This is a genomic window from Fundidesulfovibrio putealis DSM 16056 (genome assembly GCF_000429325.1).
In the GTDB taxonomy this organism is placed as follows: domain Bacteria; phylum Desulfobacterota; class Desulfovibrionia; order Desulfovibrionales; family Desulfovibrionaceae; genus Fundidesulfovibrio; species Fundidesulfovibrio putealis.
In genome coordinates this window covers 40,288-65,157 of record NZ_KE386885.1, presented here as the reverse complement: position 1 = coordinate 65,157, position 24,870 = coordinate 40,288, and the positions used below count along the sequence as shown (strand labels likewise).

At 65.9% G+C, this 24,870-nt stretch carries 21 protein-coding genes; 13 read left to right on the top strand and 8 right to left on the bottom strand.

The features are described from left to right. The first annotated feature begins 290 nt into the window (after positions 1 to 290). A complete protein-coding gene (locus G453_RS0117075; RefSeq protein WP_027192013.1) occupies positions 291 to 1,274 on the top strand; it encodes a sensor histidine kinase in 984 nt (327 codons plus the stop codon). A gap of 152 nt (positions 1,275 to 1,426) precedes the next feature. On the opposite strand, the gene rbr is transcribed toward G453_RS0117075, so the two are convergent. Next, positions 1,427 to 2,002 (bottom strand): rubrerythrin, encoded by a 576-nt coding sequence (gene rbr / locus G453_RS0117070; protein WP_027192012.1) that lies wholly within the window; start codon positions 2,000 to 2,002, stop codon positions 1,427 to 1,429. Positions 2,003 to 2,227: 225 nt separating this feature from the next. Between rbr and G453_RS0117065 the strand changes: the two genes are divergently transcribed. From G453_RS0117065 to phoU, 4 genes are all read left to right on the top strand, one after another. Next, positions 2,228 to 2,911 carry a response regulator gene (locus G453_RS0117065; RefSeq protein WP_027192011.1) on the top strand — a complete coding sequence of 228 codons (684 nt, stop codon included), beginning with the start codon at positions 2,228 to 2,230 and terminating at the stop codon, positions 2,909 to 2,911. 87 nt (positions 2,912 to 2,998) lie between these two features. Beyond that, a complete protein-coding gene (locus tag G453_RS24860) occupies positions 2,999 to 4,366 on the top strand; it encodes a sensor histidine kinase (RefSeq protein WP_051272555.1) in 1,368 nt (455 codons plus the stop codon). 30 nt (positions 4,367 to 4,396) lie between these two features. After that, complete coding sequence (gene pstB, locus G453_RS0117055; protein ID WP_027192010.1) at positions 4,397 to 5,158, top strand: phosphate ABC transporter ATP-binding protein PstB; 762 nt, start codon at positions 4,397 to 4,399, stop codon at positions 5,156 to 5,158. 110 nt (positions 5,159 to 5,268) lie between these two features. Further along, positions 5,269 to 5,937 (top strand): phosphate signaling complex protein PhoU, encoded by a 669-nt coding sequence (gene phoU, locus G453_RS0117050; protein ID WP_027192009.1) that lies wholly within the window; start codon positions 5,269 to 5,271, stop codon positions 5,935 to 5,937. An 88-nt stretch (positions 5,938 to 6,025) separates the two neighbouring features. Here the strand turns inward: phoU and G453_RS24855 are convergent, their stop codons facing one another. Then, the gene (locus G453_RS24855) at positions 6,026 to 6,268 is read right to left on the bottom strand and encodes a hypothetical protein (RefSeq protein WP_043646293.1); all 243 of its coding nucleotides are present in this window, start codon (positions 6,266 to 6,268) and stop codon (positions 6,026 to 6,028) included. A 144-nt stretch (positions 6,269 to 6,412) separates the two neighbouring features. Between G453_RS24855 and G453_RS24850 the strand changes: the two genes are divergently transcribed. The 3 genes from G453_RS24850 to G453_RS24845 all read left to right on the top strand — a co-directional run bounded on the left by G453_RS24850 (position 6,413) and on the right by G453_RS24845 (position 9,180). Continuing rightward, positions 6,413 to 6,883, top strand: coding sequence for a 4Fe-4S binding protein (locus tag G453_RS24850; protein WP_051272554.1), 471 nt, complete (start codon positions 6,413 to 6,415; stop codon positions 6,881 to 6,883). Beyond that, positions 6,873 to 8,618 carry an aldehyde ferredoxin oxidoreductase N-terminal domain-containing protein gene (locus G453_RS0117035; protein ID WP_027192008.1) on the top strand — a complete coding sequence of 582 codons (1,746 nt, stop codon included), beginning with the start codon at positions 6,873 to 6,875 and terminating at the stop codon, positions 8,616 to 8,618. The genes G453_RS24850 and G453_RS0117035 overlap by 11 nt, the downstream gene beginning before the upstream one ends. 235 nt (positions 8,619 to 8,853) lie before the next feature. Continuing rightward, positions 8,854 to 9,180 (top strand): hypothetical protein, encoded by a 327-nt coding sequence (locus tag G453_RS24845; RefSeq protein ID WP_043646290.1) that lies wholly within the window; start codon positions 8,854 to 8,856, stop codon positions 9,178 to 9,180. 159 nt (positions 9,181 to 9,339) lie between these two features. Here the strand turns inward: G453_RS24845 and G453_RS24840 are convergent, their stop codons facing one another. Together G453_RS24840 and amrA are read right to left on the bottom strand one after the other, a co-directional pair. Beyond that, positions 9,340 to 10,110 (bottom strand): acetolactate decarboxylase, encoded by a 771-nt coding sequence (locus G453_RS24840; protein WP_051272553.1) that lies wholly within the window; start codon positions 10,108 to 10,110, stop codon positions 9,340 to 9,342. A 2-nt stretch (positions 10,111 to 10,112) separates the two neighbouring features. After that, positions 10,113 to 10,667 carry an AmmeMemoRadiSam system protein A gene (gene amrA / locus G453_RS0117020; protein ID WP_027192006.1) on the bottom strand — a complete coding sequence of 185 codons (555 nt, stop codon included), beginning with the start codon at positions 10,665 to 10,667 and terminating at the stop codon, positions 10,113 to 10,115. 125 nt (positions 10,668 to 10,792) lie between these two features. On the opposite strand from amrA, the gene G453_RS0117015 reads away from it, so the two are divergent. From G453_RS0117015 to G453_RS0117000, 4 genes are all read left to right on the top strand, one after another. Further along, the gene (locus tag G453_RS0117015; protein WP_043646288.1) at positions 10,793 to 11,824 is read left to right on the top strand and encodes a glycosyltransferase family protein; all 1,032 of its coding nucleotides are present in this window, start codon (positions 10,793 to 10,795) and stop codon (positions 11,822 to 11,824) included. Continuing rightward, the gene (locus G453_RS0117010; protein ID WP_051272552.1) at positions 11,811 to 13,424 is read left to right on the top strand and encodes a glycosyltransferase; all 1,614 of its coding nucleotides are present in this window, start codon (positions 11,811 to 11,813) and stop codon (positions 13,422 to 13,424) included. The genes G453_RS0117015 and G453_RS0117010 overlap by 14 nt, the downstream gene beginning before the upstream one ends. Positions 13,425 to 13,547: 123 nt before the next feature. Continuing rightward, positions 13,548 to 14,405, top strand: a complete 858-nt coding sequence (locus tag G453_RS24835; RefSeq protein WP_051272551.1) for a sensor domain-containing diguanylate cyclase — start codon at positions 13,548 to 13,550, stop codon at positions 14,403 to 14,405. 10 nt (positions 14,406 to 14,415) lie between these two features. Further along, complete coding sequence (locus tag G453_RS0117000) at positions 14,416 to 15,129, top strand: protein phosphatase CheZ (RefSeq protein ID WP_051272550.1); 714 nt, start codon at positions 14,416 to 14,418, stop codon at positions 15,127 to 15,129. 35 nt (positions 15,130 to 15,164) lie between these two features. Here G453_RS0117000 and G453_RS0116995 read toward each other — a convergent pair whose 3' ends face one another. The 4 genes from G453_RS0116995 to G453_RS24825 all read right to left on the bottom strand — a co-directional run bounded on the left by G453_RS0116995 (position 15,165) and on the right by G453_RS24825 (position 24,165). After that, positions 15,165 to 19,022, bottom strand: a complete 3,858-nt coding sequence (locus G453_RS0116995) for an AsmA family protein (protein ID WP_084502475.1) — start codon at positions 19,020 to 19,022, stop codon at positions 15,165 to 15,167. 93 nt (positions 19,023 to 19,115) lie between these two features. Then, positions 19,116 to 21,731 (bottom strand): cobyric acid synthase, encoded by a 2,616-nt coding sequence (locus tag G453_RS0116990; RefSeq protein ID WP_027192001.1) that lies wholly within the window; start codon positions 21,729 to 21,731, stop codon positions 19,116 to 19,118. After that, a complete protein-coding gene (locus tag G453_RS24830) occupies positions 21,728 to 22,654 on the bottom strand; it encodes a LysR family transcriptional regulator (RefSeq protein ID WP_156920994.1) in 927 nt (308 codons plus the stop codon). The genes G453_RS0116990 and G453_RS24830 overlap by 4 nt, the downstream gene beginning before the upstream one ends. A 5-nt stretch (positions 22,655 to 22,659) precedes the next feature. Next, a complete protein-coding gene (locus G453_RS24825; protein ID WP_051272548.1) occupies positions 22,660 to 24,165 on the bottom strand; it encodes an aminotransferase-like domain-containing protein in 1,506 nt (501 codons plus the stop codon). Between the two features lie 94 nt (positions 24,166 to 24,259). Here G453_RS24825 and G453_RS24820 point away from each other — a divergent pair, with 94 nt between their 5' ends. Further along, positions 24,260 to 24,829, top strand: a complete 570-nt coding sequence (locus G453_RS24820; protein WP_043646287.1) for a DUF2917 domain-containing protein — start codon at positions 24,260 to 24,262, stop codon at positions 24,827 to 24,829. Positions 24,830 to 24,870 lie beyond the last annotated feature (41 nt).

Sequence of the window (24,870 nt, the reverse complement as noted above, 5' to 3'; positions counted from 1 at the left end):
CTTCCCTTCGTTCAGTGGGTATTCGAACCCGGTCAAAGACAGCCATTTCTCTGTTTCGTGAAAAGCATTAGGCTTGTTTGGGATTTACAACCTGACGTTTTCCCGACAGGTCACGTCCATCATCATGCTGTTGGCGTGCAGATAGTTGCCATTCCGTGCTGCATGCGAAAGAAATAATGGAAGCAAACAGGAAAATCGAAGAGGTATGGAGAAAATATTTCTTGCTGGTAAGATGAATGTGTGCTTCTAGTAGTATGTATCAAGAGGTGTGGCTTCAATCAGGAGTCATTATGGGATCAGAAACGGAAGAAGCAAGAAAAATAGTAAAGAAACAGCTACTTACCGAGCTTCAGACTGAGCTGGCTAATTCTCGGCAATTGATTGCGTCTTTGACGACTCAATTAAATATAATGAAAACCAAAGACTCGGTTCAAAACCATCGTTTTAAGGAGCTTGCATTCAACAGTTCTGCCCACGAGCTCATAATATATCAGCAACAAAATACAATTCATGAAGAGAGAAAACATGAAGCCATGTTAATGCAAGAGGTCGAGAGTCTTTCGAAAACAATATCCACCCTCTCCGCCGAGATGAAATTAATTGAGGACAAATATCATATTGTAAATCATGACATCCGAGGTGCAATCGTAATGTGGCTCAATACTGCGGATTTATTGCTCGCAGAACCAGGATTGTCACAGCAAGGGGTTCAAATACTTAGAGAGGCAAAGGCTTCGGGTGTAAGTATACTCGGGTTTGTGGATATGTTTTTGTCTTTGTCAAAAATAGAATGTGGGGATTTTGAGGTTGCACTGGAAGTCGTCAATGCAGTTGATGTCGTCATGTCTGTCATTTCTCAGAACAAAAAAATTATAAATGATAAACAACTTTCCTTGCCTCCGCCATCTGGAGCACATGGCCATGTTGCTAAAACATGTTATATCTACTGCTGTTTGTCCATGACGAATATTATTTTGAATAATTTACTAGTCAATGCCATTGAGGCCTCCCCTGTCGGGGCGGAGATTAAGGTTGCTTTTGAAAAGAATGATCACCGTAAAATTTCAATACACAATTTTGGTGAAGTTCCAGAAACAATACGAAACGTTTTTTTTGATAAATTTGTGACATCCGGGAAGAGAAATGGGACAGGAATCGGGACATATTCAGCCATGCTCATGGCGAAAGCTCAGAATGGGGATATCCTTGCTGACTTCTCAGAGCCTGGAGCTACTACGATAACGATCATATTTCAAAAACCCCCAGAGATTTGAAAATTCCTCAAGAGCTTCAGGTACAATGATTCCCGCCTCGTGAGCAGAACCTACAAGCGTTTTCATGGCTTTGCTCCGGGGCTTTTGGATTGAAGACAAATGTTCCCCTACAGCCGGGCACCTTCAAAGCCTCAAGCCCCCTCCCCGCAGGCCTACCAGTCCTCGGAGCTGACCTCGAAATGCGCCTTGGGATGCGCGCAGGCCGGGCATCTCTCCGGCGCGCCCTTGGCTTCGCGCGCCCAGCCGCAGTGGCGGCAGCGCCACAGCACCGGGGAGTCCCGCACGAACACCCTGTCAGCCTCGATGTTGTCCGCCAGCGCCTGGAAGCGGGAGCGGTGGCGCTCTTCGGCCAGGGCGATGTTCTCGAACACCAGCGCCGCCTCGGTGAACCCTTCCTCCCGCGCCGTGGCGGCTGCCGTCGGGTAGTCGCGTCCGCTCTCTCGTTGCTCGTCGTCGGCTGAGCGCTTCAGGTTCTCGAGCGTGGTCCCGACTCCGGCAGAGCGCAAAGACAGGGTCACCTCGGCATCCAGGCCGTCCATGAGCTTGTGGAACCTGCGGGCGTGGACGCGTTCCTGTTCCGCCGTCTCCAGGAAAATGTGGGCGATCTGTTCATAACCGTCCTTTTTTGCCTGCTTGGCGAAAAAGGCGTAGCGGACGTGAGCCTGGCATTCTCCGGCGAAGGCGGCCAGAAGGTTCTTTTCGGTTTCGGTTCCTTTGAGCTCGGGCATGAGGTCCTCCGTTAGCGGTTGTCGTGATGAGGCGTTGCCGGGAGCATACACGGCAATTGAGGATTTCGCCATGTTACAGGCGACCCCGGGCGGGCTGTCACAATGGGCGGGCTGGACGCGCGGGGGTTCTTGCGCTTTGCCGGGGGAAATGTCACCGAACTGTAACATAGCAATCACGCCCTCGTCACCGGGCCGTGATCTTTGGGCACATCGGAGGATATGGCCATGACCAAGGAGAGCGTGCTTATTGTCGAGGATGACGAAGACATCCTCCAGCTACTCGAATATAATTTCCAGAACGCGGGCTTCGACGTGACCACCGCCAGCGACGGGTTGGACGCCCTGGCCAAGCTGCGCCGCCAGCGCCCCGACCTGGTGCTCCTGGACATCATGCTGCCCGGAGCCGACGGCTTCGAGGTGTGCAAGAGCATCAAGCGCGATCCCAAGACAGCCCAGGTGCCCGTGATCATGCTCACGGCTCGCGGCGAGGAAGTGGACCGCATAGTGGGCCTGGAGCTTGGCGCGGACGACTACGTGGTGAAGCCCTTCAGCCCGCGCGAGCTTATCCTGCGAGCCAGGGCGGTGCTCAAGCGCCTGAACCCGGACGCCGTACCCAAGCAGGTGCTGCGCCGCGACGGCCTGAGCGTGGACATGGACGCCCACAAGGCCGAGTCCGGCGGCGAAGAGATCCCCCTGACCGCGACCGAGTTCAAGCTGCTCGCGGAGCTGTTCAAGAGCCCTGGCCGGGTGCAGACCCGCGACCAGCTCCTGAACACCGTCTGGGGCTACGAGTTCGAGGGATACGCCCGCACCGTGGACACCCACGTGCGCCGCTTGCGCCAGAAGCTCGGCTCCCACGCCGCCCTGGTGGAAACCGTGCGCGGCGTGGGCTATCGTTTCAAGGACTAACTCCGGCCTGTAGCCGTCAGGCTCCGTCCCGGCCTGACGCGCAGCGTGGATGGACGCATTCCGGGCACTCAACACCAGGATGGACGAATGATAGGTCTGGGGCTTCGCATATTCCTCTCCCACCTCGTTGCGGGGAGCCTGGGCATCCTGGCGCTTGGCCGGGGCGAGGCCGACGGTTCGAAGCTGGCCCTGGCCTTCGGGGTGCTGCTGGCCTGCTCCGCCCTGTCCAGCTACGCGCTCTCGGTCAGGCACGCCCGGTTCATCCGCAAGTGCGCCGAGGTCCTCAAATCCGTGGGCGACGGCGACTACGGGCGCAGGCTCTGGCCGCAGTCCGGCATGGCCCTGGAGGAGCTGGCCCAGAGCGTCAACGCCATGGCCAGCGGCATCGAGGCGCAGATCACCTCCCTGGAGGCCGAGAAGATGCGCATGGAGACCGTGCTTGGCGGCATGCGCGAGGGCCTGATGGTGCTCGGCGAGGACGGGCGCATCATGCTGGTGAACAAGGCCTTCGAGGAAATATTTCCGACGGCGTCCGACAGCGCGGGCAGGCTGCCCATCGAGGCCGTGCCCTGCCCGGAACTCCAGAACGCCGCCGACACAGTGCTCAACTGGAAGGACGACTCGCGCCCGGCCGTGGTCAGCGTGCAGATCGAACCCGGCCAGGACCGCTACTTCGACGTGAGCCTGGTGCGCCCGGTGCAGCGCTCCTCGGGGCTTGGGGCGGTGCTGGTGTTCCACGACCTGACGGAGTTCCGCCGCCTGGACAAGGTCCGGCGCGACTTCGTGGCCAACGTGTCCCACGAGCTGCGCACGCCCCTGACCTCCATCAAGGGCTACGCCGAGACGCTTCTGGGCGAGAAAAAGTTTCGCGACGGCCAGGAACGGCGCTTCCTGGACGTCATCATAAAAAATGCCAACCACATGTCCCGGATGGTGGACGAGCTCCTGAGCCTGGCGCGCATCGAGAACGACCGCCAGCCGCCCGGCAAGTCCCGCGTGAAGGCCTCCGAGAGCCTGCGCGGGGCCATGCGCGAGTGTGCCACCCTGGCCGCAGAACGCAACGTGACCGTGGACAACCGCCTGCCCGACGCGGGGCCGCTGGTCCTGGCCGATGCCGGGCAGTTGACCCAGGTGTTCCGCAATCTTCTGGAGAACGCCATAAAATATGGCCCGGAAGGCTCCAGAGTCATCGTGTCGCACCATCCCGGACACGCGGATGTCACCTTTTGCGTGGAAGATACCGGTCCCGGGGTGCCTGAGGCCGAGCGTCAGCGCGTGTTCGAACGGTTCTACCGGGTGGACAGGCCGCGCAACAAGGGCGAGGGCGGAACCGGCCTCGGGCTGGCCATCGCCAAGCATATCGTGGAAAGGCACGGCGGCAGGATCTGGGTGGACCAGGCCCAGGAAGGCCCCAGCGGCGCGGCGTTCTGCTTCAGCCTCCCAGAGGCGTCTTAAAGTTCGCAAGGATCAGACAAGGATCGGTTTATGACGACCCCAGTGAAGATGACCTCCAGGAACCTGGATTTTTTCTACGGCGAATTCCAAGCCCTGCATGCGGTGTCCATGGACATCCTCATGAATCAGGTCACGGCGCTCATCGGCCCGTCAGGATGCGGCAAGTCCACCTTCCTGCGCTGCCTGAACCGCATGAATGACCTGATCGACATCGCGCGGGTGCAGGGCGAGCTGACCCTGGACGAGCAGGACATCTACAGCGGCGAAATCGACGTGGTGGAGCTGCGCCGCCGGGTGGGCATGGTCTTCCAGAAGCCCAACCCCTTCCCCAAGACCATCTTCGAGAACGTGGCCTACGGACTGCGCGTCAACGGCGTGAGCGACAACGCCATGATCGCCCGCCAGGTGGAAAAGAGCCTCAAGCAGGCCGCCCTGTGGAACGAGGTGAAGGACCGGCTGCACACCAACGCCCTGGGCCTCTCCGGCGGCCAGCAGCAGCGCTTGTGCATCGCGCGCGCCCTGGCCGTGGACCCGGAGGTGCTGCTCATGGACGAACCGGCCTCGGCGCTGGACCCCATCGCCACCCAGAAGATCGAGGAGCTCATCCACGAACTCAAGAAGGACCTGACCATCATCATCGTCACCCACTCCATGCAGCAGGCCGCCCGCGTCTCGGACATGACCGGCTTCTTCTACATGGGCAAGCTGATCGAGATGGACCAGACCGAAACCATATTCACCCGTCCCAGCAACAAGCAGACGGAAGACTACATCACCGGCCGTTTCGGCTGATGGACACCGGCACGCAACGAGGCTTCACCCACAACTGACGGCATGCTCCTGGCGCGCACGCACAGGAAGAAGACGCACGCCCGGCGCGGGCGCGCCTGCGGGAGGAACATATGGACCCGAGATTTCAAAAAGAACTGGAGCAGCTCAAGGTCAAGGTGCTGCAAATGGCGGCCTACACCGACCGGGCACTGGAAAAGGCGCTCGGCGCGCTCCTGAACCGCGACGTGGACCTGGCCCGCCAGGTGATCGACGCCGATCGCGAGATAAACGCCATGGAGTGCGAGGTGGACACCCTGTCCCTGCGGCTTCTGGCCCTGGACCAGCCCGTGGCCATGGACCTTCGCTTCATCGTGTCCTGCATGCGCATGGTGGTGGACCTGGAGCGCATCGGCGACGAGGCCGTGAACATCGCCGAGCAGGCCATCCTGCTCTCCCAGGCCTCCCAGAAGGCGCTGGTGCCCGACGTGGCCGCCCTGGGCGGGCAGGTCACGGAGATGTACCGCATGGCGCTTCGCTCCTTCCGCGAACAGGACGCCGAGCTGGCCCGCAAGGTCTGCGCCATGGACTCCGCCGCCGACGACCTCAACATGTGCGTGCTCAAGGACGCCATGGAGGCCGAATCCCAGGATTGCGGCCTGGCCAACCTGGACCGCGCCATCCGCACGGTCATGGTGGCCCGCTCCCTGGAGCGCGTGGGCGACCTCTCCACCAACATCGCCGAGGGAGCCATCTTCGTGGTCAAGGGCGTGTCCATCAAGCACCACTGCCAGCCGTTCTGATCCGGCCCGCAACAACGGCAAAACCCCGCCGGGATCGTATCCTGGCGGGGTTTTTTCATTCGTTGTCGCGTGGCATGCGCGCTGGCGGCTACCAGCAGGGGAAGTCCAGGCTGCCGCTGTAGCCCCGGGCCTTCATGCAGGCGCGCGTGGACTTGTTGATGCTTGCATGGATTTCGGGGGTGAAGTGTTCCAGGGCTCCCATGGAGTAGCAGTCCTGGTAGTCGGCCATGGCGACGTCCCTGGAGACGCCCGATTTGGAGTAGGGGGGGCTGGCGCATGCGCCCAAGGCAAATACCAAAGCCAGCAGAAGGGCGGCTCGAAGCGTCGTCATGGGAGTCTCCTTAACGAGTTCTGGGCGGATTCTGCGTATTCATTAGGCCAACGTGCCCCGATGCGTCAACGAATCGGCCCCCTAACCGTTGACCGCCGTGCGCAACCAGCCTACACGCGTATATATACCAAACCGGAGAAGAACATGAAAATCCTGCGGCCAACACGCATCGAGCGCTGCATCGGCTGCCAGTCCTGTTCGCTGGCCTGCGCGCGTCTGGTGCATCAACGGGTTTCCTGGTCCACGGCGGGCATTCGCATCGTATCGTCCGGCGGGCTGTCCACCGGCTTCGAAGCCAAGCTCTGCCTGGCCTGCGACCCCGCGCCCTGCGTCAAGGCGTGCCCCACCGGGTCCTACAGCCAGCGCAAGTCCGGCGGCGTCAAGGTGGATAAATCCCTGTGCATCCGCTGCGGCGAGTGCGCCAAGGCCTGCCCCGTGGACGCCATCTACATGGAGCCGGAAACAAACCTGCCCTACGTGTGCATCCACTGCGGGCGCTGTGTGCCCTTCTGCCCCCTCAACTGCCTGGAGATGGTGAACTCCCCCCACGAAGATAAAGACGAGCGGGACCCCGCGCCCAAGGCGACCGCGCAGGAGGCCAGCCATGCAGATTGATTACTCCTTCCGCATCCTCCTGGCCGATCTGACCGCAGGCAAGGGCGAATACCGCCGCTTCGGAGACAAGCGCGAGGTGCTTGGCGGCTCCGGACTGGCCGCTGCCCTGTACGCCGAGTACGGCAGGCCCGACCTGCCCGCCCTGGCCCCGGAGCAGCCCCTCATTTTCGCCATCGGGCCGCTTACCGGCTGCTTCCCCATGATGAGCAAGGTGGTCTGCGGCTTCAAGTCGCCCTACAACGAACGCTTCGCCGAGTCCCACGCGGGCGGCCGCCTGGCGCTGTCCATGCGTTTTGCGCACATCGACGCCCTGGTCATCAAGGGCCGCGCGGCCACGCTGTCCAGTCTGGCCGCAGGGCTTCGCCAGTTCGAGATCTCCGACGTGCACTACCTTAAGGGCATGGACGTGTTCACCACGGGCAAGATGCTGCGCAAGATGCACAAGAGCGGGGCCGGAAACCGCAGCATCATCCGCATCGGCCCTGCAGGCGAGAACCTCTCGGCCTACGCCTGCATCAACGTGGACTCCTACCGCCACTTCGGACGCCTGGGCGCGGGCGCGGTGATGGGCTCCAAGAACCTGAAGGCCGTGCTGGTGGAAGGCGGCTCGGCCATGCCCGCCCCCGAGGGCAAGGATTTCCCCGCCCTGTACAAGGAAATCCACATGCAGCTCACCACCACCCAGATGATGACCAAGTACCACGATCTGGGCACCGCCTCCAACATGGCCGTGATGAACAAGCTGCACGCACTGCCCTGGCGCAACATGCAGACCACCCACGACGACGAGAACATCGACCGCATCTCCGGCGAGACCTTCGCCCGCGAGCTGCTCCTGCGAAAGACCGCCTGCACCGGCTGCCCCGTGGGCTGCATCCACGTGGGCCTTTTGCGCGAGCAGTTCGCCAAGCAGAACGACGTGCTCTACCGGCAGGTGGCCTATGACCACGAGCCCGTGTTCGCCACCGGCTCCATGCTCGGCATGACCAGCGCCTCAGACGTGCTCGGCGTGCTGGACGAGATCGAGCGCCAGGGGCTGGACGCCATCTCCGGCGGCGTGGCCCTGGCCTGGGCCACCGAGGCCCTGGAGAAGGGGGCGGTCACCGAGGCGGAGACCCTGGTGCCCCTCAAGTTCGGGGACTCCGCCAACTATCGCAGGGCGCTGGAGCATCTGGGCACGCCCCCCAATGAGTTCTACACCCTGTTGGCCCAGGGAACCCTGGTGGCCGCCGAGCGCTACAAGGGCCAGGACTACGCCTGCGTGCTGGGGCAGGAGATGGCCGGGTACGCCACGGGCGAGGTCTTCTTCGTGTCCCAGGCCATGGGCATGCGCCACTCCCACCTGGACAGCGCAGGCTACTCCTACGACCAGAAGGCCACGGACAAGGACGTGGCCAAGGCAGTGGCCTTCATGCTGGAAGACGAGCGCCAGCGCTGCGTGTTGACCAGCATGGTCTCCTGTCTGTTCGCGCGCTCCGCCTACACCGAGGAATCGCTCGGCAAGGCCCTGGACGTCATGGGCTATCCCGAGGTGGCAGCCAACCTGTCCACGGCGTCGTCCACCGTGCAGAAGCTGCGCTGGAAGACCAAGTTCGCCACAGGCTTCGACCCCGATCAGGTGACGATTCCCAAACGCTATCTGGAAGTCGTCACCTGGAAGGGGCCCATCGACGCGCAGTACGTGCGTGATTTGAAAGAAGCGTACGCCGTGGAGATTCGGAAGATGGCCCAGTAGGACGAGGGAGTAGGAGAGTAAGAGTTTAAGATGCCTCCGGCGGCCAGAGAGGAAACTTTTTGAAAAAAGTTTCCTCTCTGGACTCTCCTTCAAAAACTTTTAAGTAGCTTCGCGTCGGAAACCGTTTGTATTGCCGGGGAAGAAGACTGGTGTGCTTGGGCTGAAGTATCCCGGTGGAGGCGGTCAACCTCAGGCTGGTGACGCAGCGGCGGTCACCACGGATATGGGAGCAGGCATGAAATTTACGTCCCTTGGGATGGCCCTGGTCGCGTTGATGCTGGTCTCAGGATGCGTTCAGCCAAAACCCATGACTCCCGAAGGCTTCATGGGCGAGTGCATATTCCCCGGAGGCCGCGATCAGTGCGACAACGATCAGGCCGTGTGCAGCGACTATCTGCCCATTATTACGGGAACGCAGGCGAGCCTGAAGGAATGCACCGACGCCTGCAACAAGCTGCAGCTTCAGGAATACAATCAGTATCTTGGCGAGGAGTGCCGCGCTACCATCCAAGGCGCGACCGACCTGTGCGAACAGTATTGCCACAGGAAGTACGGCAAGTAGGCACTCGGCAGGGTTGAACGATTAAAATTCATCGCGCCGCATATCGTCCGCAGGGACGATATGCGGCGCGAAGCTACTTGAGGGTCCAGGGGGATCATCCCCCTGGCGGGAGAGTCCAGAGAGGGCAGAGCCCTCTCTGGCCGCCGGAGGCCTTCCCAGTTATTTCGTAGCGCCGCCCACGGTCTCGCCGGGGATCTCGGCTGCCGTCCCGGCCTTGCCGGTGGTCGGCATGTCCAGCACCATCCGGTCCATGCTCATCCAGGCTGCCTGAACGGCGGCGGGGGTGGCGGCCAGCACGTGTCCGCCGGTGGTTCCGTCGGCGCTTACGAAATGGAAATGCCAGCCGGGCACGGCGGTGCCGGATGTTTCGGCTGGTGCGCGGATGCCCACCAGGGTGCCGGAGGCGTCCGACAGTTCGCGCACGGTCTGGCTTTTGAGGGCTTCCATTAACCCCGGATAGGGCGGTGAAAAGGCGGGCACGCTGCGGATGGTCAGGCGCGCGAATGTGCCCTGGACCTTGGCGGCGGCGAACAGGCGCGACGAGGCGATCTGTGTGTCCAGCCAGGAGGAGAGGCCGGGCAGGTCGGGTAGGCCGGGAAGTTGGGCTTGGCCTTGTGGAGCAAAAAACACCAGGCTGGCGAAGGGGACGAGCGTGTTTGCGGCGGCGGTGTTCAGGCGCAGGCCGGAGTCGGCGCGCCGGACGGTCCCGTCCAGCACGACCATCTCGCCGTCCAGGCCGTTGAAGGTGCCCAGGCCGAAATCGCCTTTGGAGGCCAGATCGCCAACCGTGGCCTGGCCTTCGTAGTTTCCGGCCATGAGCGCGGCCAGGGTGGAATACTGATACAGGGCCGGTTTCCGGGGGCCGTGCTGGCAGGCGGCCAGGAAGAGCGACGCGGCGAGCAGCAGGAGCAGCCGGGAAAACACGGGCATGTTCAAAAGACCTCCGCCTCGAACCAGTAGATGTCTGTCGCGTCCATTTTCCATGCGTCGGGCGGCAGCCCCGCCTTGCGGCAGGTCTGGGACAGGAAGGTCTCCCGGTCCCAGCGCCACTCCACAGGCACTTGCGGCAGCAGGAGGCCCTGCCGGTGGCCCTGGCGCATGATGAGCCCGTGGCGTCCCACTTCCACCAGCTCCGGGTCCGGGCAGGGGGTGATGGGGCCGAGGATGGAAATCTCGATGTGGATGCGCTTGAACTCGTCGCTGGTCAGAGGCGGGAAGCGCGGGTCCTCGAAGGCGGCCGCCTGGGCCATCCCGGCGATGGTCAGGTACAGGGGCTGGTCGCCGACGAGATGGCCGATGCAGCCGCGCAGGTTTTCGTCCAGGGTCAGGGTGACGAAGGCCCCGTAGTTCTGTCGCAGGGTGTCCGTGGGCGGTTCGGGCGGCTGCCAGACGGAGTCGCCGGACAGCTTTGCCGCGATGCTCTCGCGCACCAGACGCTTGAGGAACTCTTTTTCCGTGTCGCTCAGTTCGAAGCGGAACGCGTGCATGGCGTCTCCTTTGAGCAAGCTTCTAACACGCTTGGGCGAGACTTGTCACATGCGGCGCTGGCGTTCGCGGGCGGGCGGGAGTACCAGGGAGGCAAACAGATTGAATCCAAGCTGGGACCACGCATATGCTCACACTGGCCGCTTATTCCCTGGACCTTCCCTCCTATGCCTGCGCACGACTGCGCCTGATCGCCCCGGCACTGACCCTGCGGGGGCGCATCGACCTGCGCTGGGGCGCGGCCAGCAATGGCCGCGACTACGCCATCGATCCCTCGGTCATGAACGGCGCGGACGCGGCGGTGTTCCAGCGCTATTTTCCCATGAAAGAAACCTGGCCGCTGGTGGAACAGGTCCTGGGCTCGGGAATCCCCGTGATCTACGAAGTGGACGACAACTTCCTGGCCGTGCCGTCCGAACATCCCATGAAGGCGCGGCTGGACCCGGTGGAGCCTTACGCCAGGGAGCTTCTGTCGCGCGCCTCGCTGGTCACGGTCAGCTGCGCGGAGCTGGCCCGGGCCGTGTCCGGGCTGGCGAAACGCGTGGCGGTGCTGCCCAATTACCTGGAGGAACGGCTGTGGCTTTGCGCGCCGCGCGAGCGCGAAGAGGCGGCAGCCGGTGCGCCGGTGCGCGTGGTGTTCGCGGGCACGCCCTCGCACGCGGGCGACGTGAGGAGCATCGCTCCGGCGCTTCGCCGCGTGAAGGAGCGCTGCGGCAGCGGGGTGGAGCTGGTGTTCCTGGGGTGCCCTCCGCCAGAAGGCCTGGAAGCCCGCGAGCTGCCCTTCAGCGAGGACTACGCCGCCTACGCCCGCGACCTGAAGAATCTGGCCCCGGACATCGGCCTGGCCCCTTTGGAGAACACCCCCTTCAACCGCTGCAAGAGCGCCGTGAAGTGGCTGGAGTATTCGGCGCTTGGCGCGGCGGGCGTGTACGCGGACCTCGCGCCGTACGACCCGGTGCGCCACGGGGAGACCGGACTCAAGGCCGGGGCTGATCCTGACCTGTGGGAGGAGGCCCTGATGCGGCTGGTGGAGGACAAAACCCTGCGCCAGGAAATGGGAGAGCGCGCCAGGGCCGAGGTGCTGGCCCACTGGGGGCTGCGGGCCGGAGCCGAAGGATATTTCAAGGTCTGGCAGGAGGCGGCGCGTGCGGGGAAATGATTTCGACTGGGGCACAAGGGCGCAGGGGCTGCCGGAGAGTCTGCGCTACGGGCTGCTTCTTGGCGGCGTGGGCAAGCCGCATCTGACCGGGTTGGCCCAGGCTGCCCTGGGCGATGCAGCCACGCTGGGATTGGGCCTGGACCTGCTGCTGGCCGCCTGGGAGGCCGGACCGCTGGACGGCGGGCTGGCCGGGGCGCTCGCCGCCATGGATCAGCGGGCGCGATTTCTGCCGCCGAGGGCGCGGGCCATGGTCGAGGCCGCCGCAGCCAGCTGGAGCGAACCGCCCCAGGCGGGCGCGGTGCTGGCCGACCACGCGGTCCGGCGCGAGCACGCCGCCCTGCTGGACTGGTTGGACGTGAACATGCGCGCGCAGCCGCAGAATCTGTACTGGCGTCAACACCTGCTGGATACGGCCTATCTGCTCTGCGACTGGGTGCGGGCCGAAAGCGCGCTGGCAGACCCCTGGCCCGAAGCCCTGGCCGCAGTGCGCGAGGCTTTCCGGGGCGACGTCCTGTTCCAGCAGGGGGATTTCGCCGGAGCCGAGAGGCGCTACGCTGCGGCGCGCCCTTTGCGACCGGCCCTGTTCCGGCGCGGCCAGAGCCTCTTCAGGATGGGACGTCCGGACGAGGCTGCCGGGCAGTGGCGCATGGCCCTGGCCCAGGCTCCCTGGAACGTGAACCTGCTCCTGCGCCTGCATGACCGGCTGGCCGGACTGGACGCGCCGGGCGGGGACGTCCTGCCCGGCAGCGCGGCCATCTGCCTGTACACCAGCGGCAAGGCTTCGGAGCTGGACGCCACGCTTGCGGCCCTGTTCGCCTCGGATTTGGGCGGCGCGGTAGTGGTGGTGCTGGATAACGCAAGCCCCGACGCCACGCCCCAGGTGCTCTCCGCCTGGAAGGACCGCATGGGGGAGGCCCTCACGGCCATCACGCTTCCCGTGAACATCGGCGCGCCCGCCGCCCGCAACTGGCTCATGCGCCACGAGGCTGTGGCCGGGCGCGACTTCGTGGCCTACCTGGACGACGACGCCCTGGTCCCGCCGGACTGGCAGGCGCGTCTGGCCCAGGCTGTGCGCGCGTATCCCCAGGCCGGGGTCTGGGGCTGCAAGGTGGTGGACCTGGCCGCGCCGGGCCGCATCCAGCACGCCGAGGTCAACCTCTACGGCGACGACGGCCCGGAGCCGACCTTTGCCACGCTGTGCTCGCAGGACCTGGATTTCGGTCAGTTCGACGCCCTGCGCCCCTGCCTGTCGGTCACGGGGTGCTTCCATCTGTTTCGGGCAGACATGCTGCGCCGCTGCGGCGATTTCGACATCCGCTTCTCCCCCACCCAGTATGACGACCTGGACCACGACCTGCGCATGGCCGCGCTCGGGCTTACGGCGGTCTGCCAGGGGCACTGCGGGGTGCGCCACGCCCGGCTTTCGGGGGCGCTCCTCAACCAGAACGCGCAGGCCACGGGCAACAGCCGGGGAAACCTGGGAAAATTGGCGGCCAAGCATCCGCAGCAGGCGCGTCTTGCCATGCGCGAGGCCTTGGAAAAGACCCTGCTTGAGGATGTGGCTCGCAAGCAGGCGGCTGTCGCCGCGTGTCGCGATTGAGGCGGGCCGGGGTTTTCTCGCATTCCCGAAGCGTTGGCGAGTGACCGTAACAATTCCGACATTGCGAGGACTTGTAAAATCGGCCATCATCACGCGGTCCGATCTGTCCGCCGGAGTTCCGCCATGGTTATTCGCGAAATCCTCAACCTGAGTTTTGATCCCGCCTGTCTGGCCGATTCCAACGGCCATCTGCTCTTTGTGAACGAGGCGTTCCAGGACGCTTTCGGCCTCTCGCCGGGCGATCTGGCCGGGGTCACCCTGCCGGGGCTCATCGGGCAATCCGGCTTCCTGGAGATATCGCGCAACGCCGGGAGCGGGCAATCGCTGCTCAAGCGTTTCAAAATGCGCGGCAGGGACGGCGTCTTCATGCCCATGGAGGCCCGCTGTCTTCGCCTGGAGGACAGCGGCCGCCTGGCGCTGGTGCTGCGCCCCACGGCGGCGTTCATCCCGGCCGAGGGCGTGGAGCACATGGCCCTGCACGACGCCCTGACCGGCCTGCCCAACCGGGTGCTGCTGCTGGACCGCCTGAGCCAGACCCTGGCCAGGGTGAAGCGCCATCAGGATTTCGCCGCCGTGATGTTCATCGACCTGGACGGCTTCAAGCCCATAAACGACACCTTCGGCCACGAGTGCGGCGACGAGGTGCTGCGGGTCACGGCACGGCGGCTTCAGGCGGTGCTGCGCAGCGACGACACCGCCGCGCGCATCGGCGGCGACGAGTTCGTCATGGTGCTGGGGGAGTTGAAGAACGGCCTGCACGCGGGCCTGACCGGAACCCGCACCATAAAGGCCATCACCCAGCCCATCGCCTGGGAAGGCAGGACCGTGAGCGTGAGCGCGAGCCTTGGCATAAGCGTTGCCCCCACCGACGGCTCCGACCCGGAAACCCTGCTGAAAAAGGCTGACGAGGCCATGTACGTGGCCAAGAAATCCGGCAAGAACGGCTACTCCTTCTACAATGAATCCAACTATTTCGAGTGAGGGGGAGAGCATGGACACGGCATCTTTCGACGCCCTGGCGGCGCAGCTGGCCCAGGCCCTGAAACCCCTCATCCGGGAAACGGTGTGCGACGTGGTGCAGACCGGCGTGCGCGAGGCCGTACGCGCCGAGATCGCCCAGATCGCCGGGAAGGAGGTCGCGGGCGAGGACTTCTTCCGCCGCCTGAACGAGGAGATCATGGGGAGCCTCGGGGACATCTACCGCGAGATATCCACCTTCCAGACCCCGAACGGGGTCCAGGGCAACCCCGAGAACGTGGCCCAGGCCCAGGGGCTCATGGTGGAGGCCTCCCAGCGGCTGGACCAGGTGATCCAGGCCACGGAAAAGGCCACTTTCGAAATCATCGAGCTGGTGGAGCGCAACATGGGCGCTCCCGACGAGCTTCAGGCCCTGGTCCAGCAACACGTGGCCGACCCCGCCGCGCGTGAAAAGGCGGACGCCCTGTGCCGCAGGCTCTCCGAGGACATGGTGGGCATCATGACCTGCCTGTCCTTCCAGGACCTCACCGGCCAGCGCATCAAGCGGGTCATCGACATGCTGGGCAAGGTGCGCGACATGGTGGCCGAGCTCTACGTGTCCACGGGCATCCTGATGAAGGCCAAGGAGAAGGCTCCGGCCCAGCCCCTGGAAGAGTTGAAGAAGGAAGCCAAGGCCAAGGTGTCGCAGTCAGAGGTGGACGACCTGCTGGCCCAGCTGAACATGTAGGGGGCGGGTTTTCCCCGTGTTATAAAACCGGGGAGTTAGAAAATGCTGCGCAGCTGATTCATCACATCGCCGGGGATGCTGAACACGCCCTTGAATATGTTCACGATGGTGTCCCCGAGGATCTTGGACTTGTCGATGTCCATGTGGGGATCGTAGAGGTTGCCGCTGATGCGCACCGGGATGTCCCCCACGTCGGGCACGGTGGCGCTCAGGTACAGGTCGATGCGCTCGTCGTCCAGGTTCACCCAGCCGTCGCCCTTGGCGGTGATTCCCGTTCCCGCAAGCACGAAGTCCCGCGTTATGGCCAGTCCGCCGCGCACGGTGAAGTCCGCGCCCATGCGCGTGAAGGGCAGGCCGTCCGTGGGAGGAGACGGAGGCGGGGCGTCGTCCCGGTTGCTGATCACGCCCGGCGCGGGGGTCGTGCTCTGCTTCCTGCCGCCGGCTTCGCGCACCGACAGCCTGCCGCCCAGCACCTCGAATCCGGCCTTGCCGTCAGCGTGGCGGCGAAGCGCCCGGTCCGTGGCTCCGTGGGTCTCCACGTTCACGTAGAAGTTGGTCAGCCCCTGCTGGAGGCTGGTGCCCCCGGCCAGATCGCGCAGGAGGTTCGTGGCCGAGAACCCGGACAGCTTGAGTTCCATGTGCGCCTTCATCTCCTGCCCGCGCGCGTCCCCCCTGATGTCCAGCGAGTACGGCCCGCCGTAGAACTGCGGCGAAGTCTGGCGCAGCTGGAAGCGCCCACCCTGCGCCGAAAACTCGGTTAGCGCGTTCTCCCAGGTCAGCTTGTCCTTCACCAGCCGCCCGAAGCGCACCTTGGCGTCCAGGGACAGCTCGCGCAGCTCCGCCAGGGGCAGCGGCGTCTCCGGACGTTTGGCCGGGTTGGGGCTCTGGGGCGCGGCAGGAGCCAGGCGGTCCAGGTCCAGGGCGTTGACCGCCAGGTCCAGGCGCGTTCTGGGGCCGCTGACTGCGGCCAGTCCGGTGATGGTCATGTCGTCCAGGGCGGCCTGGAGATGGTTCACGCGCACCTCCTTCAGGGTGCCGCCGAATTCTGCGGACAATCGCGCGCGCCGCCACAGGGCGGGGTCGGAGCGCTCGGGCACGGTCAGGCCCAGGCGGGGGGCCGCATCGCGCGGGTTGAACTCGGGGATGTCCAGGGAGCCGGTCAGCGCGGTCGCGCCCTGCACGGGCTGCCCGTTCAGGCTGGCCCGGCCCGGAACGCCCCCCACGTTCAGCTCCAACCCGGCCAGGGTGAAGCTTCCCCGCTCGATGTCGGCCTCGAAGCGTCCGGCCCAGCTTGCGCGCGTGGACCTGCCCGCCGGGAGGAAGGGCAGGGCCAGTGTGTGCGCGCCCTCGACGCGGGGCTGGCGGTACCACAGGGGCTTTCCGGTCCCGTCCAGCCCGGCCTGGCCCTTGATCTCCAGCTGTGAAGAGCGCACCACGCCGGGCGAATCCACCCGCAGCGTTCCGGCCACGTCGGCCAGCACCGCTTCGCGCGGTTTGTCCTGGCCTTGGGGATTTGGGGGCACAGGCTTGGTGGAGAATTTCAGGCTGGCCGAGCTCCGGGTCACCGGCCAGGGCCGCGAATCGCCCTGATCCGGAGAGAAGGTGACGGTCCCCTGGCCCAGTTGGAGCTCAGCCTGTCCGCGCATGGCCTGCCACAGAGGCGTGTCGTTCTGGACAGTGGCGTCCAGACCCAGGCGGCACTCCAGCGGGCCGCTGGACTTGGGGAGATCCGGCCAGAACTGGTGCAGGTGGGCGCTCTGCACTCCGGCCAGGGCCAGGGTGGCCGTGAGCGTCCTGCGCCCGGCGGCGTTCTCCAGGTCCGCCCCGCCGGTGAATTTGCCCCCCAGGGTCGAGCCGGACAGCGACGACACCTTGATGGCGTCCGGCGACACCTGCACGGCTGCCTGGAGGTCGTCTATGGCGATGTTGTTCTGGGCCACGAAGCGCTTGGCCGCGATTTTGGCGTCGATGGGCCAGGGAGCGAAACCGCCGTCGGTATCCTGATACCCGAAGATGGCCGCGAACTGGCGCAGGCGCGCAAGCTCCAGCCGGTCTGCCTGGAGGTCCAAGGTGGTCTTGCGGGGCTTGTCCCCGCTCTTCCCGGCGTCGGAAACCCGGCCGGTGATGTGGGAGGCGGAGGTCTTCAGGTCCAGGTCGGTGATCTCCCAAGCCAGGTCTCTGGCCGCCCCTCCGGAAGAGTCCGCGCCGCCCTGCACCGCGAAGGAAGCCCCGGCGCTGCCGCCGCCCAGAAGCTCCCAGGCTTTCAGGGTGTCCTCGGAGAGCCAGGCCGGTTTGAAATGCCTGGAATAATCCGCAACCTTGGCAGAGGCCTTGCCGGAAATGCCCCGGGCTCCGGCCTCGCCGGACAGGCTGGCTTCCAGAACGGTCACGGGCGGCGTGTGTCCGGCTGTCGGGGCCGCGTCTGGGGGCAGGGCCTGCACGCGGGCCGTGCCGGAGAACGCGGTGGCCGCGCCCGAAGGCCTGAACCGGATGTCGCTGGTCAAAAGCGCCAGATGGCTGCGGGCCGTGAAGGGATACAGGCGCAGCGCGCCCTTGTCGCCGCTTGTGGAGACCTCCATGTCCAGGATGTCCAGTTCGCCCAGCTTGAGGGAGTTTCCGGTGAAGCGGCCCCGGACGCTTGAAACGCCGGTGGCCTTGTCGAATTGCAGCAGGTTCCGGCCTGGCACCCAGGAGCTTATGTCCAGGCCGGAGGCGGTCACGTCGAAGGAGAGGTGTCCGCCGATGTTCCTGGCCGTACCTTCGAGCCTCCCCGCGCCGTCGCGCAGCACGGCCTTGCTGGCCAGCCAGCCGCTGGGAGTGGAAGAGAGCACCAGCTCCGCCTGCACGGGGTCTGCCGTGGTCGGCAGAGTGATGGAGGGAGTTGCGCCCGAAACGGGTCGGCGCACGGGCGGCGCGGGGGCCACGCCCAGGAGCCTTGCCCAGGCCCCGAGCCGTTCGCCCATGGCCGCCAGATTCAGGTGGACGTAAGGCTGGGCTTCGTACAGGCCGGCCGCGTTCACCTGCCCGGTCAGGTGCACGCCAAGACCGTCCAGCACCAGATTTCCCAGTTCGAAGGCCCCGGCCTCGCCGTGCACCATCACCTTGGCGGACATGTCCAGGCGCTGTGCGGGCATGCCGTCCATTGGAGGCAGGGTCAGCCACCCGGCGGCGTCGGAGGAGTGAACATGCACGTGGCCGCCGCCTGAGCCGTAGCTGCCCACGCCCTGGGCGTGGAGTTCCCCGGCGACGCCCAGCGAATCCACGGAGATTTCGCAGGACACGGAGAAATCGAACGGGCGCGACTGACTTGTGTTCAGGTTGAGGCGGCGCACCTCCACGGTGTGTCCGGTGATGCGGTCGGTGAAGGAGAGCGAGGCGTTCCAGAGGCGAAGGCCAGTGGGCAGGGTTTCGACCTTCCAACCGCTGGGGGCCTGGGGCAGGCTGCCCGGTTCGGGAGGGGGGATGCGCCAGTTTTCCCGGCCTGTCTCGTCGCGTCCCAGGTTCAGCTCCGCCTGGGCCAGTGAGATGGAGTCCACCAGTATGCGGCGCGTGATCAGGGCGGACAGGTCCAGCCCGATGGTGATCGAGTCGACGCTCAGGAGCGGTTTCGGCCCGAAGCCCGGATCGTTGGGGATGGTCACCGGGCCGGTGCGCAGCCCGAACCAGGGCGCCATGGTCAGGCTTACGTCACCCGAGACGTCCACCTTGCGGTCCAGGGCGGCGGACAGGGCGGCCTGGGCGTGGGCGCGCAGGACCTCCTGCCCGATGACGCGCGTGGCCGCCGGGGGCAGGGCGTAGGCCAGCGCGACCAGCACCACTGCTGCTGCCAGGAGCCGCCTCACGGGGAGGCGCGAAAGAAGGCTCGGGGTGGATCGCGGCGTCTGGGTGTTCATGGTGTGGTTGCGGGCCGAGCAAGGCTCGACCTGTACACTCCCTTAGACTCTTCCCTGACCGGGTTCAAGCGTCACGTGCCCCGGTCGATGCGGCTACAGGCCCAAAAGCGCATACACCGCGCCCATGTCCAGGCTGGAGCGCACCGTGGCCGCCAGTCGGTCCAGGGCCGATTCCAACGCTGCGTCCAGGCCCACGCCCGGTCCGGACGCGGGAAGCGGCGGCAGGCCTTTTCGTTCGCGAAGGCCGTTCAGCCACCAGCGCCGGAACTCCCCGGAGTCGAAGACCCCGTGCAGATAGGTCCCCCAGACGCGCCCCGCACGGCCCCAGGCGACACTTTGCCCGTCCGGGCGGACGGCCAGCGCCGCCGCGTTGTCACGGAGCGTGCGGGTGACGCCGTGGTGGATCTCGTAGCCGGTGAGGCCAAGGCCCGACGGCAGATGCGTGGCCGTGGACTGCAACAGGGTCTTTTCCTGCAAAAGCTCCGTCTCCAGGGCCAGGAACCCGAGGCCCGGAACCGCACCCAGGCCGGATTCGAGCTTCAGCGGGTCCAGCAGCGTCTCGCCCAGCATCTGGAGCCCGGCGCAGATGCCCACGATCTCGCACGCAGTGTCGGCCAGGGCCGCAAGCGCCCGGTCAAGCCCCGCTTCGCGCAGCGCGGCCAGGTCGGCCAGGGTGTTCTTGCTGCCGGGGAGCAGCACAGCGTCCGGGCGGCCCAGTTCGTCCGCGCGGCGTACCACGCGAAGGCCCGCGTCCGGCTCGGCGGCCAGGGCGTCGAAGTCCGTGAAGTTGGAGATGTGGGGCAGGTCGAGGACCGCGATGTCCAGGTCGCATTGCGCGAAGCCGGGCTTGCCCGCGCCGAAGCCGCCCGCCTTGAAGCTGACGGAATCCTCCTCGGGCAGGCCCAGGTCGCTCAGGTTGGGGATCACGCCCAGCACGGGCTTGCCGGTAAGCTCGCGCATGAAGGAGAGCGCCGGGTCCAGAAGCGTGGGGTCGCCTCGAAATCTGTTCAGCACGTAGCCGCCCACCAAGGCGCGCTCGGACTCGGGCAAAAGCTCCATGGTCCCGGCCAGGGCTGCGAACACGCCGCCCCGGTCGATGTCGCCCACCAGCAGCACCCGCGAGCGCGCGTAGGCCGCCATGGCCATGTTCACCATGTCGTGGGACTTGAGGTTCACCTCGGCCGGGCTGCCCGCGCCCTCCAGGATCACGGCGTCGAATTCATCGGCCAGGGAGTCGTAGGCCTGTTTGGCCGCCTCGAAGGCCGTGGGCTTGTAGGCCACGTACTCGCGCACGCGCATGGTGCCCACAGGCTTTCCCATGACGATCACCTGGGAGCCGGTGTCCGAGCAGGGTTTCAGGAGCACGGGGTTCATGCGCGCCTGGGGGGTGAGCCCGGCGGCCTGGGCCTGGAGCACCTGGGCGCGGCCCATCTCCTCGCCCCAGGCGGTGACGAAGGAGTTGAGCGACATGTTCTGGGACTTGAACGGGGCCACGCGCACGCCGTCCTGGCGCAGAATCCGGCACAGCGCCGCCGTGAGCACGGATTTCCCCGCGTTGGAGGACGTGCCCTGCATCATGAGGGCCGGGGTGCGGCGTTTTTTGGGCGCGCGCGGGGGCACATTTCCGAATCCGGGCATCACCCCGGCCAGAGCCTGGGGCATGGCGTCCAGCAAACGCTGGTTGTCCGCCTCTGCGCGCACGGCCAGCCGGAAGAAGCGCCCGTCCAGGCCCGCGAAGTTGGAGCAGTCCCGGATGGCCATGCGTTTTTCCAGAAGTTTCGCCCGCAGTTCGGGCACGCGGGGCTCGTCCAGGCGGCACAGCAGGTAGTTGGCCGCGCCCGGATACACCGTGACTCCCGGCATCTGCGCCAGTTCCGTGGCCATCCCGGCGCGCAGGCCGGTCACGGCCAGACGGGTGCGGGCCTCGAAGTCCGCATCGGCCACGGCGCGAAGCCCCACGGCCTGGGCCAGCGTGTTCACGGACCAGGGCGCGATGCGCTGGCGCGTGGCTTCCACCAGTGTCTCGTCCGCGCAGCTAAGCCCCAGGCGAAGCCCCGGGATGGCGAACATCTTGGTGAGCGACAGGAGCAGGGCCGTGTTGGCCGGGCGGTTTCCGAGCAGGCTCTGGTAGCCCTCCACGAAGGAGCCGAAGGCTTCGTCCACCACCAGCAGGCAGTCCGGATGGTTCCCGGCGAGTTCCCGGATGGCCACAGCCGGAACGGTGCGCCCCGTGGGGTTGTTGGGGCTGGCCAGAAACACCGCCGCCGGGCCGGGCAGTTCGTGCAGGCGGCGCGACAGGGCCTGAACGTCCAGAACGAAATCGTCGGCCTCGCGCATGGGGAAGAGCTCTACCGCCATCCCGGCGCGCTCGGCAGCGGTGCGGTAGTCGCAGTATGACGGGACGGGGATGACGGCCCGCGTGTGTCCGCAGGCCTGGGCCAGGGCGAAGAGCAGCTCGCTGGTGCCGTTGCCCGCCAGCAATTGGCCCGTGGGGATCCCGTGTCGGACGCTGGCCGCTTCCAGAAGCTCCCGGCAGTGGGGGTCCGGGTAGTGCACCAGCTCCGACACCGCCGCCGAGATCGCCGGGCGGAGCCATTCGGGCGGCCCCAGGGGATTTATGCTGGCCGAAAAGTCCAGGATGTCGCCGGGGTCGCACCCCAGGGCGCGAGCCAGCCCGCGAACGTCGCCGCCGTGGGGGAAGGTCGTCATGCCCGGGCGGCTCCTTCATTCACGATGCCGTCCAAGGTCCGGCCCAGGCCCCAGGCCGACGCGGCGGCGTCCATGGCCGCCTTGACCTCGGGCTCGCCCAGGCGGCTGGTCAGGGCCACCAGGCTGATGGCGATGGGCAGCGCGCCGCCCGGCCACACGGCCAGCTCGCAGCCCAGCACGTCGGCGCGGGCGAAGTCCTCGCGCAGAAGCGACAGGCCGCGCCCGGAGGCCACCAGGGCGCGGATGGTGTGCTCGTCGTTTATCACGGCGGCGGTCTTGGGCTTGCCGCCCTCTTCGGCCAGCAGCTTCTCGGCCATGGTCACGAAGGGGCAGCTCTCGTGGAACCACACCCAGGGGAGCGCAGCCAGGTCGCGCACCGTGGCGGTTTGCAGTCTGTCCGCCCACTCTGCCGGGCCGACCACCCGCACCGAGGCCATGCCCAGGGGCAGGGCCGTAACCTGGGGGTCGCCGGAGAAATCCCCGTAGGCGAAGCCCGCGTGCATGGCTCCGTCCTTGAGCGCCCGCGCCACTTCATAGGAGTCGCGGCAGTCCACGCGGGCCACCGAGTCCGGGTGCGCGCCGGACAGATGGTCCAGCACCTGGGGCAGGCGCAGGTAATCCGCGTCGGTGTTGCGGGTCAGGATTATCTCGCCGCAGATGCCCTGGCGCATGGCCCTGGCCTGCTCCATCAGGTCGCGCGCGCAGCCCAGGGCCTCGCGGGCGGTGAGGGTCAGCCGCCTGCCGCTGTCGGTAAGCGCCATGCCCCTGGCGGTGCGGCTGAAAAGGCTCACGCCAAGCTCCTCTTCCAACGACTTCACGTGGGCGCTCACGGCGGGCTGCGACAGATGCAGGCGCTCGGCCGCGCGCGACAGGTTGCCCTCCTCGGCCACGGTGACGAAGGTGCGCAGGTGGTAGAGTTCCATGGTCTTCACGAATCCTTGGGTGAGACTTCAGGCATTGCGATTGGATCGTCCGCCCAGGGGTCTGGTATCCGGTCCTCATGTCCCTTGACCAGCAAATCCTGGGCGATGGCCCCAAGCGTCTGCACGGCGTGCGTCAGCTCCGGGCCTTGGGGCACGCAGGAGCTCAGGCGCACGAAATGGCGGAAGCACCCCTGCGAGGAGAAGATCGCGCCCGGAGCCGCCGTGATGCCCTTGGCCAGGGCGCGCTGCATGAACTCCACGCCGTCGCCCCTGCCGGGCAGCTCCACCCACATCACCGTGCCGCCGCCCGGCTTGCTGGCCCTGGTTCCCGGCGGGAAGTGGCGGCCCACCAGGTCGTGCATGGAGAGCATCAGGGCCTTGGCCGCAGGGCGCAGGCGCTTCAGGTGGCGGTGGTAGTGCCCGGCCCCCAGGTACTCGGCGATGGCCATCTGGGTGGGCGTGGCCGTGCACACGCTGGTGGTGGCCTTCACCTCCAGGGCCTTGTCCATGAAGCGCCCCGGCAGGAGCCAGCCCACTCGGTAGCCCGGCGCGAGGGTCTTGGAGAAGGACGCGCAGGTGAGCACCAGCCCCTTGCGGTCGAAGGCCTTGCTGCACTTGGGGCGCTCCGGGCCGAAGTGGATGTCCCCGTACACGTCGTCCTCGATGAGGGGGATGTCGTGGCGGGCCAGGAGGCTCACGATCTCGGCCTTGGCCCCGTCCGGGATGAGCGTGCCGTCGGGATTGTTGAAGTTGGGGGTCAGCACGCAGGCCGAAACCCGGAAGCGGTCCACCACCTGGGCCAGATCCGCCGGGCGAACGCCCTCGCCGGGGCGGGAGGGGATCTCGATGACCCGAAGCCCCAGGTTCTCCAGCAGTTGCAGGAAGCAATAGTAGGTGGGCGAGGCGATGGCCACCGTGTCCCCGGTGCGCACCACGCAGCGCAGCGCGATGTAGAGCGCCTCCATGGCCCCGCTGGTGATGAGCGTCTCGGGCAGGGCGCACTCGATGCCGGCCTCCAGGGCGCGCAGCACGATCTGGCGCCGCAGCGGCTCATGGCCCTGCACGGAGCCGTAAAAGCCCACTTTTTCGCCCTCGTCGCGCAGCACCTGGGCCAGAATCCGGTTCAGCTGGGCCAGGGGCAAAAGGCTCTCGGCGGTGCGCGCAACGCCAAGCGGCACCATGTCCTGGCGGGACATGTCCGCGAGCACCTTGTGGATGATCATGGCCCGGTTGAGGGGTTCGGGCGTCTTGGCCTCGCAGTCCGGGGCGCTGGGCGGCGGCAGGCCCGCGCGGGCGGCCCGCACGAAGAAGCCCGACTTGGGGCGCGCCTCCAGCACGCCTTCGCTCTCCAGCTGGCCGTAGGCCAGGGACGCGGTGGACAGGCTCACCCGCATGCGCGCGGCGAGGTTTCTCAGGGAGGGGGCCTTGTCGCCCGGTCCCAGCGCGCCGGATTCGATCAGGTCCACGACGCTCTGGCGCACGGCCTCGTAGCGGAAGGATTCGGATGGCATGGTATCTGTTCCGGTTGATTTTTATGCAATCTGTGTCTGTACCGGTAACAGATCAAGTGGTTGAAGAGAAGCAGGAAAAAGCGAGGAGGCTCCCATGGCTCCGGAGAAGACACGCACGGGAAGGCCCGGACCCAGGGCCCGCATGGAACGCAGGATGGACCTGGAAGCGCTGGGGGGGAGCCTTTGCGAACGGCTGATGCGCGATATCGGCTTAAGCCCGGAAACCCTCGAGAATGTCCGGCAGCAGGCAAAAGCGTCGGCAAATGAACAGAAGGAGGACATCATGTCCAAGGACAGCACACCCTCCCGGTGGCCGTCGGAGCCCCGGGGATTGTTGGACGACGTGGCGGACGCGGTGCGGCGCGCCGGATTGTTCGGGCGGCTTGGCAGGTTCCTGGCTGCGATGTGGGGCCAGGGCTCCGCTTCTCCTGGAACCGAAGGAGGCCGGATGAGCGCCACCCTGGAAAAGGGGCAGTGCCTGGCCCTGGACGGCGCCCTCCCGGCCACGGTGGAATGCCTGGCCGGAGCGGCCTGGATAACCTGCCCGGCCGAGGGCAGGGACGTGCAGTTGCGCGCCGGTCAGGCCGCCCGCATCGAGTCTCCCGGCAATGTGGTGGTGGCGGCCCTGGGCGGCCCGGCCAGAATTCGCCTGGGATGGCGCTGAGGATTGCTGCGGAGGGCTTGGCAACAAAGCTGGTATCCGGT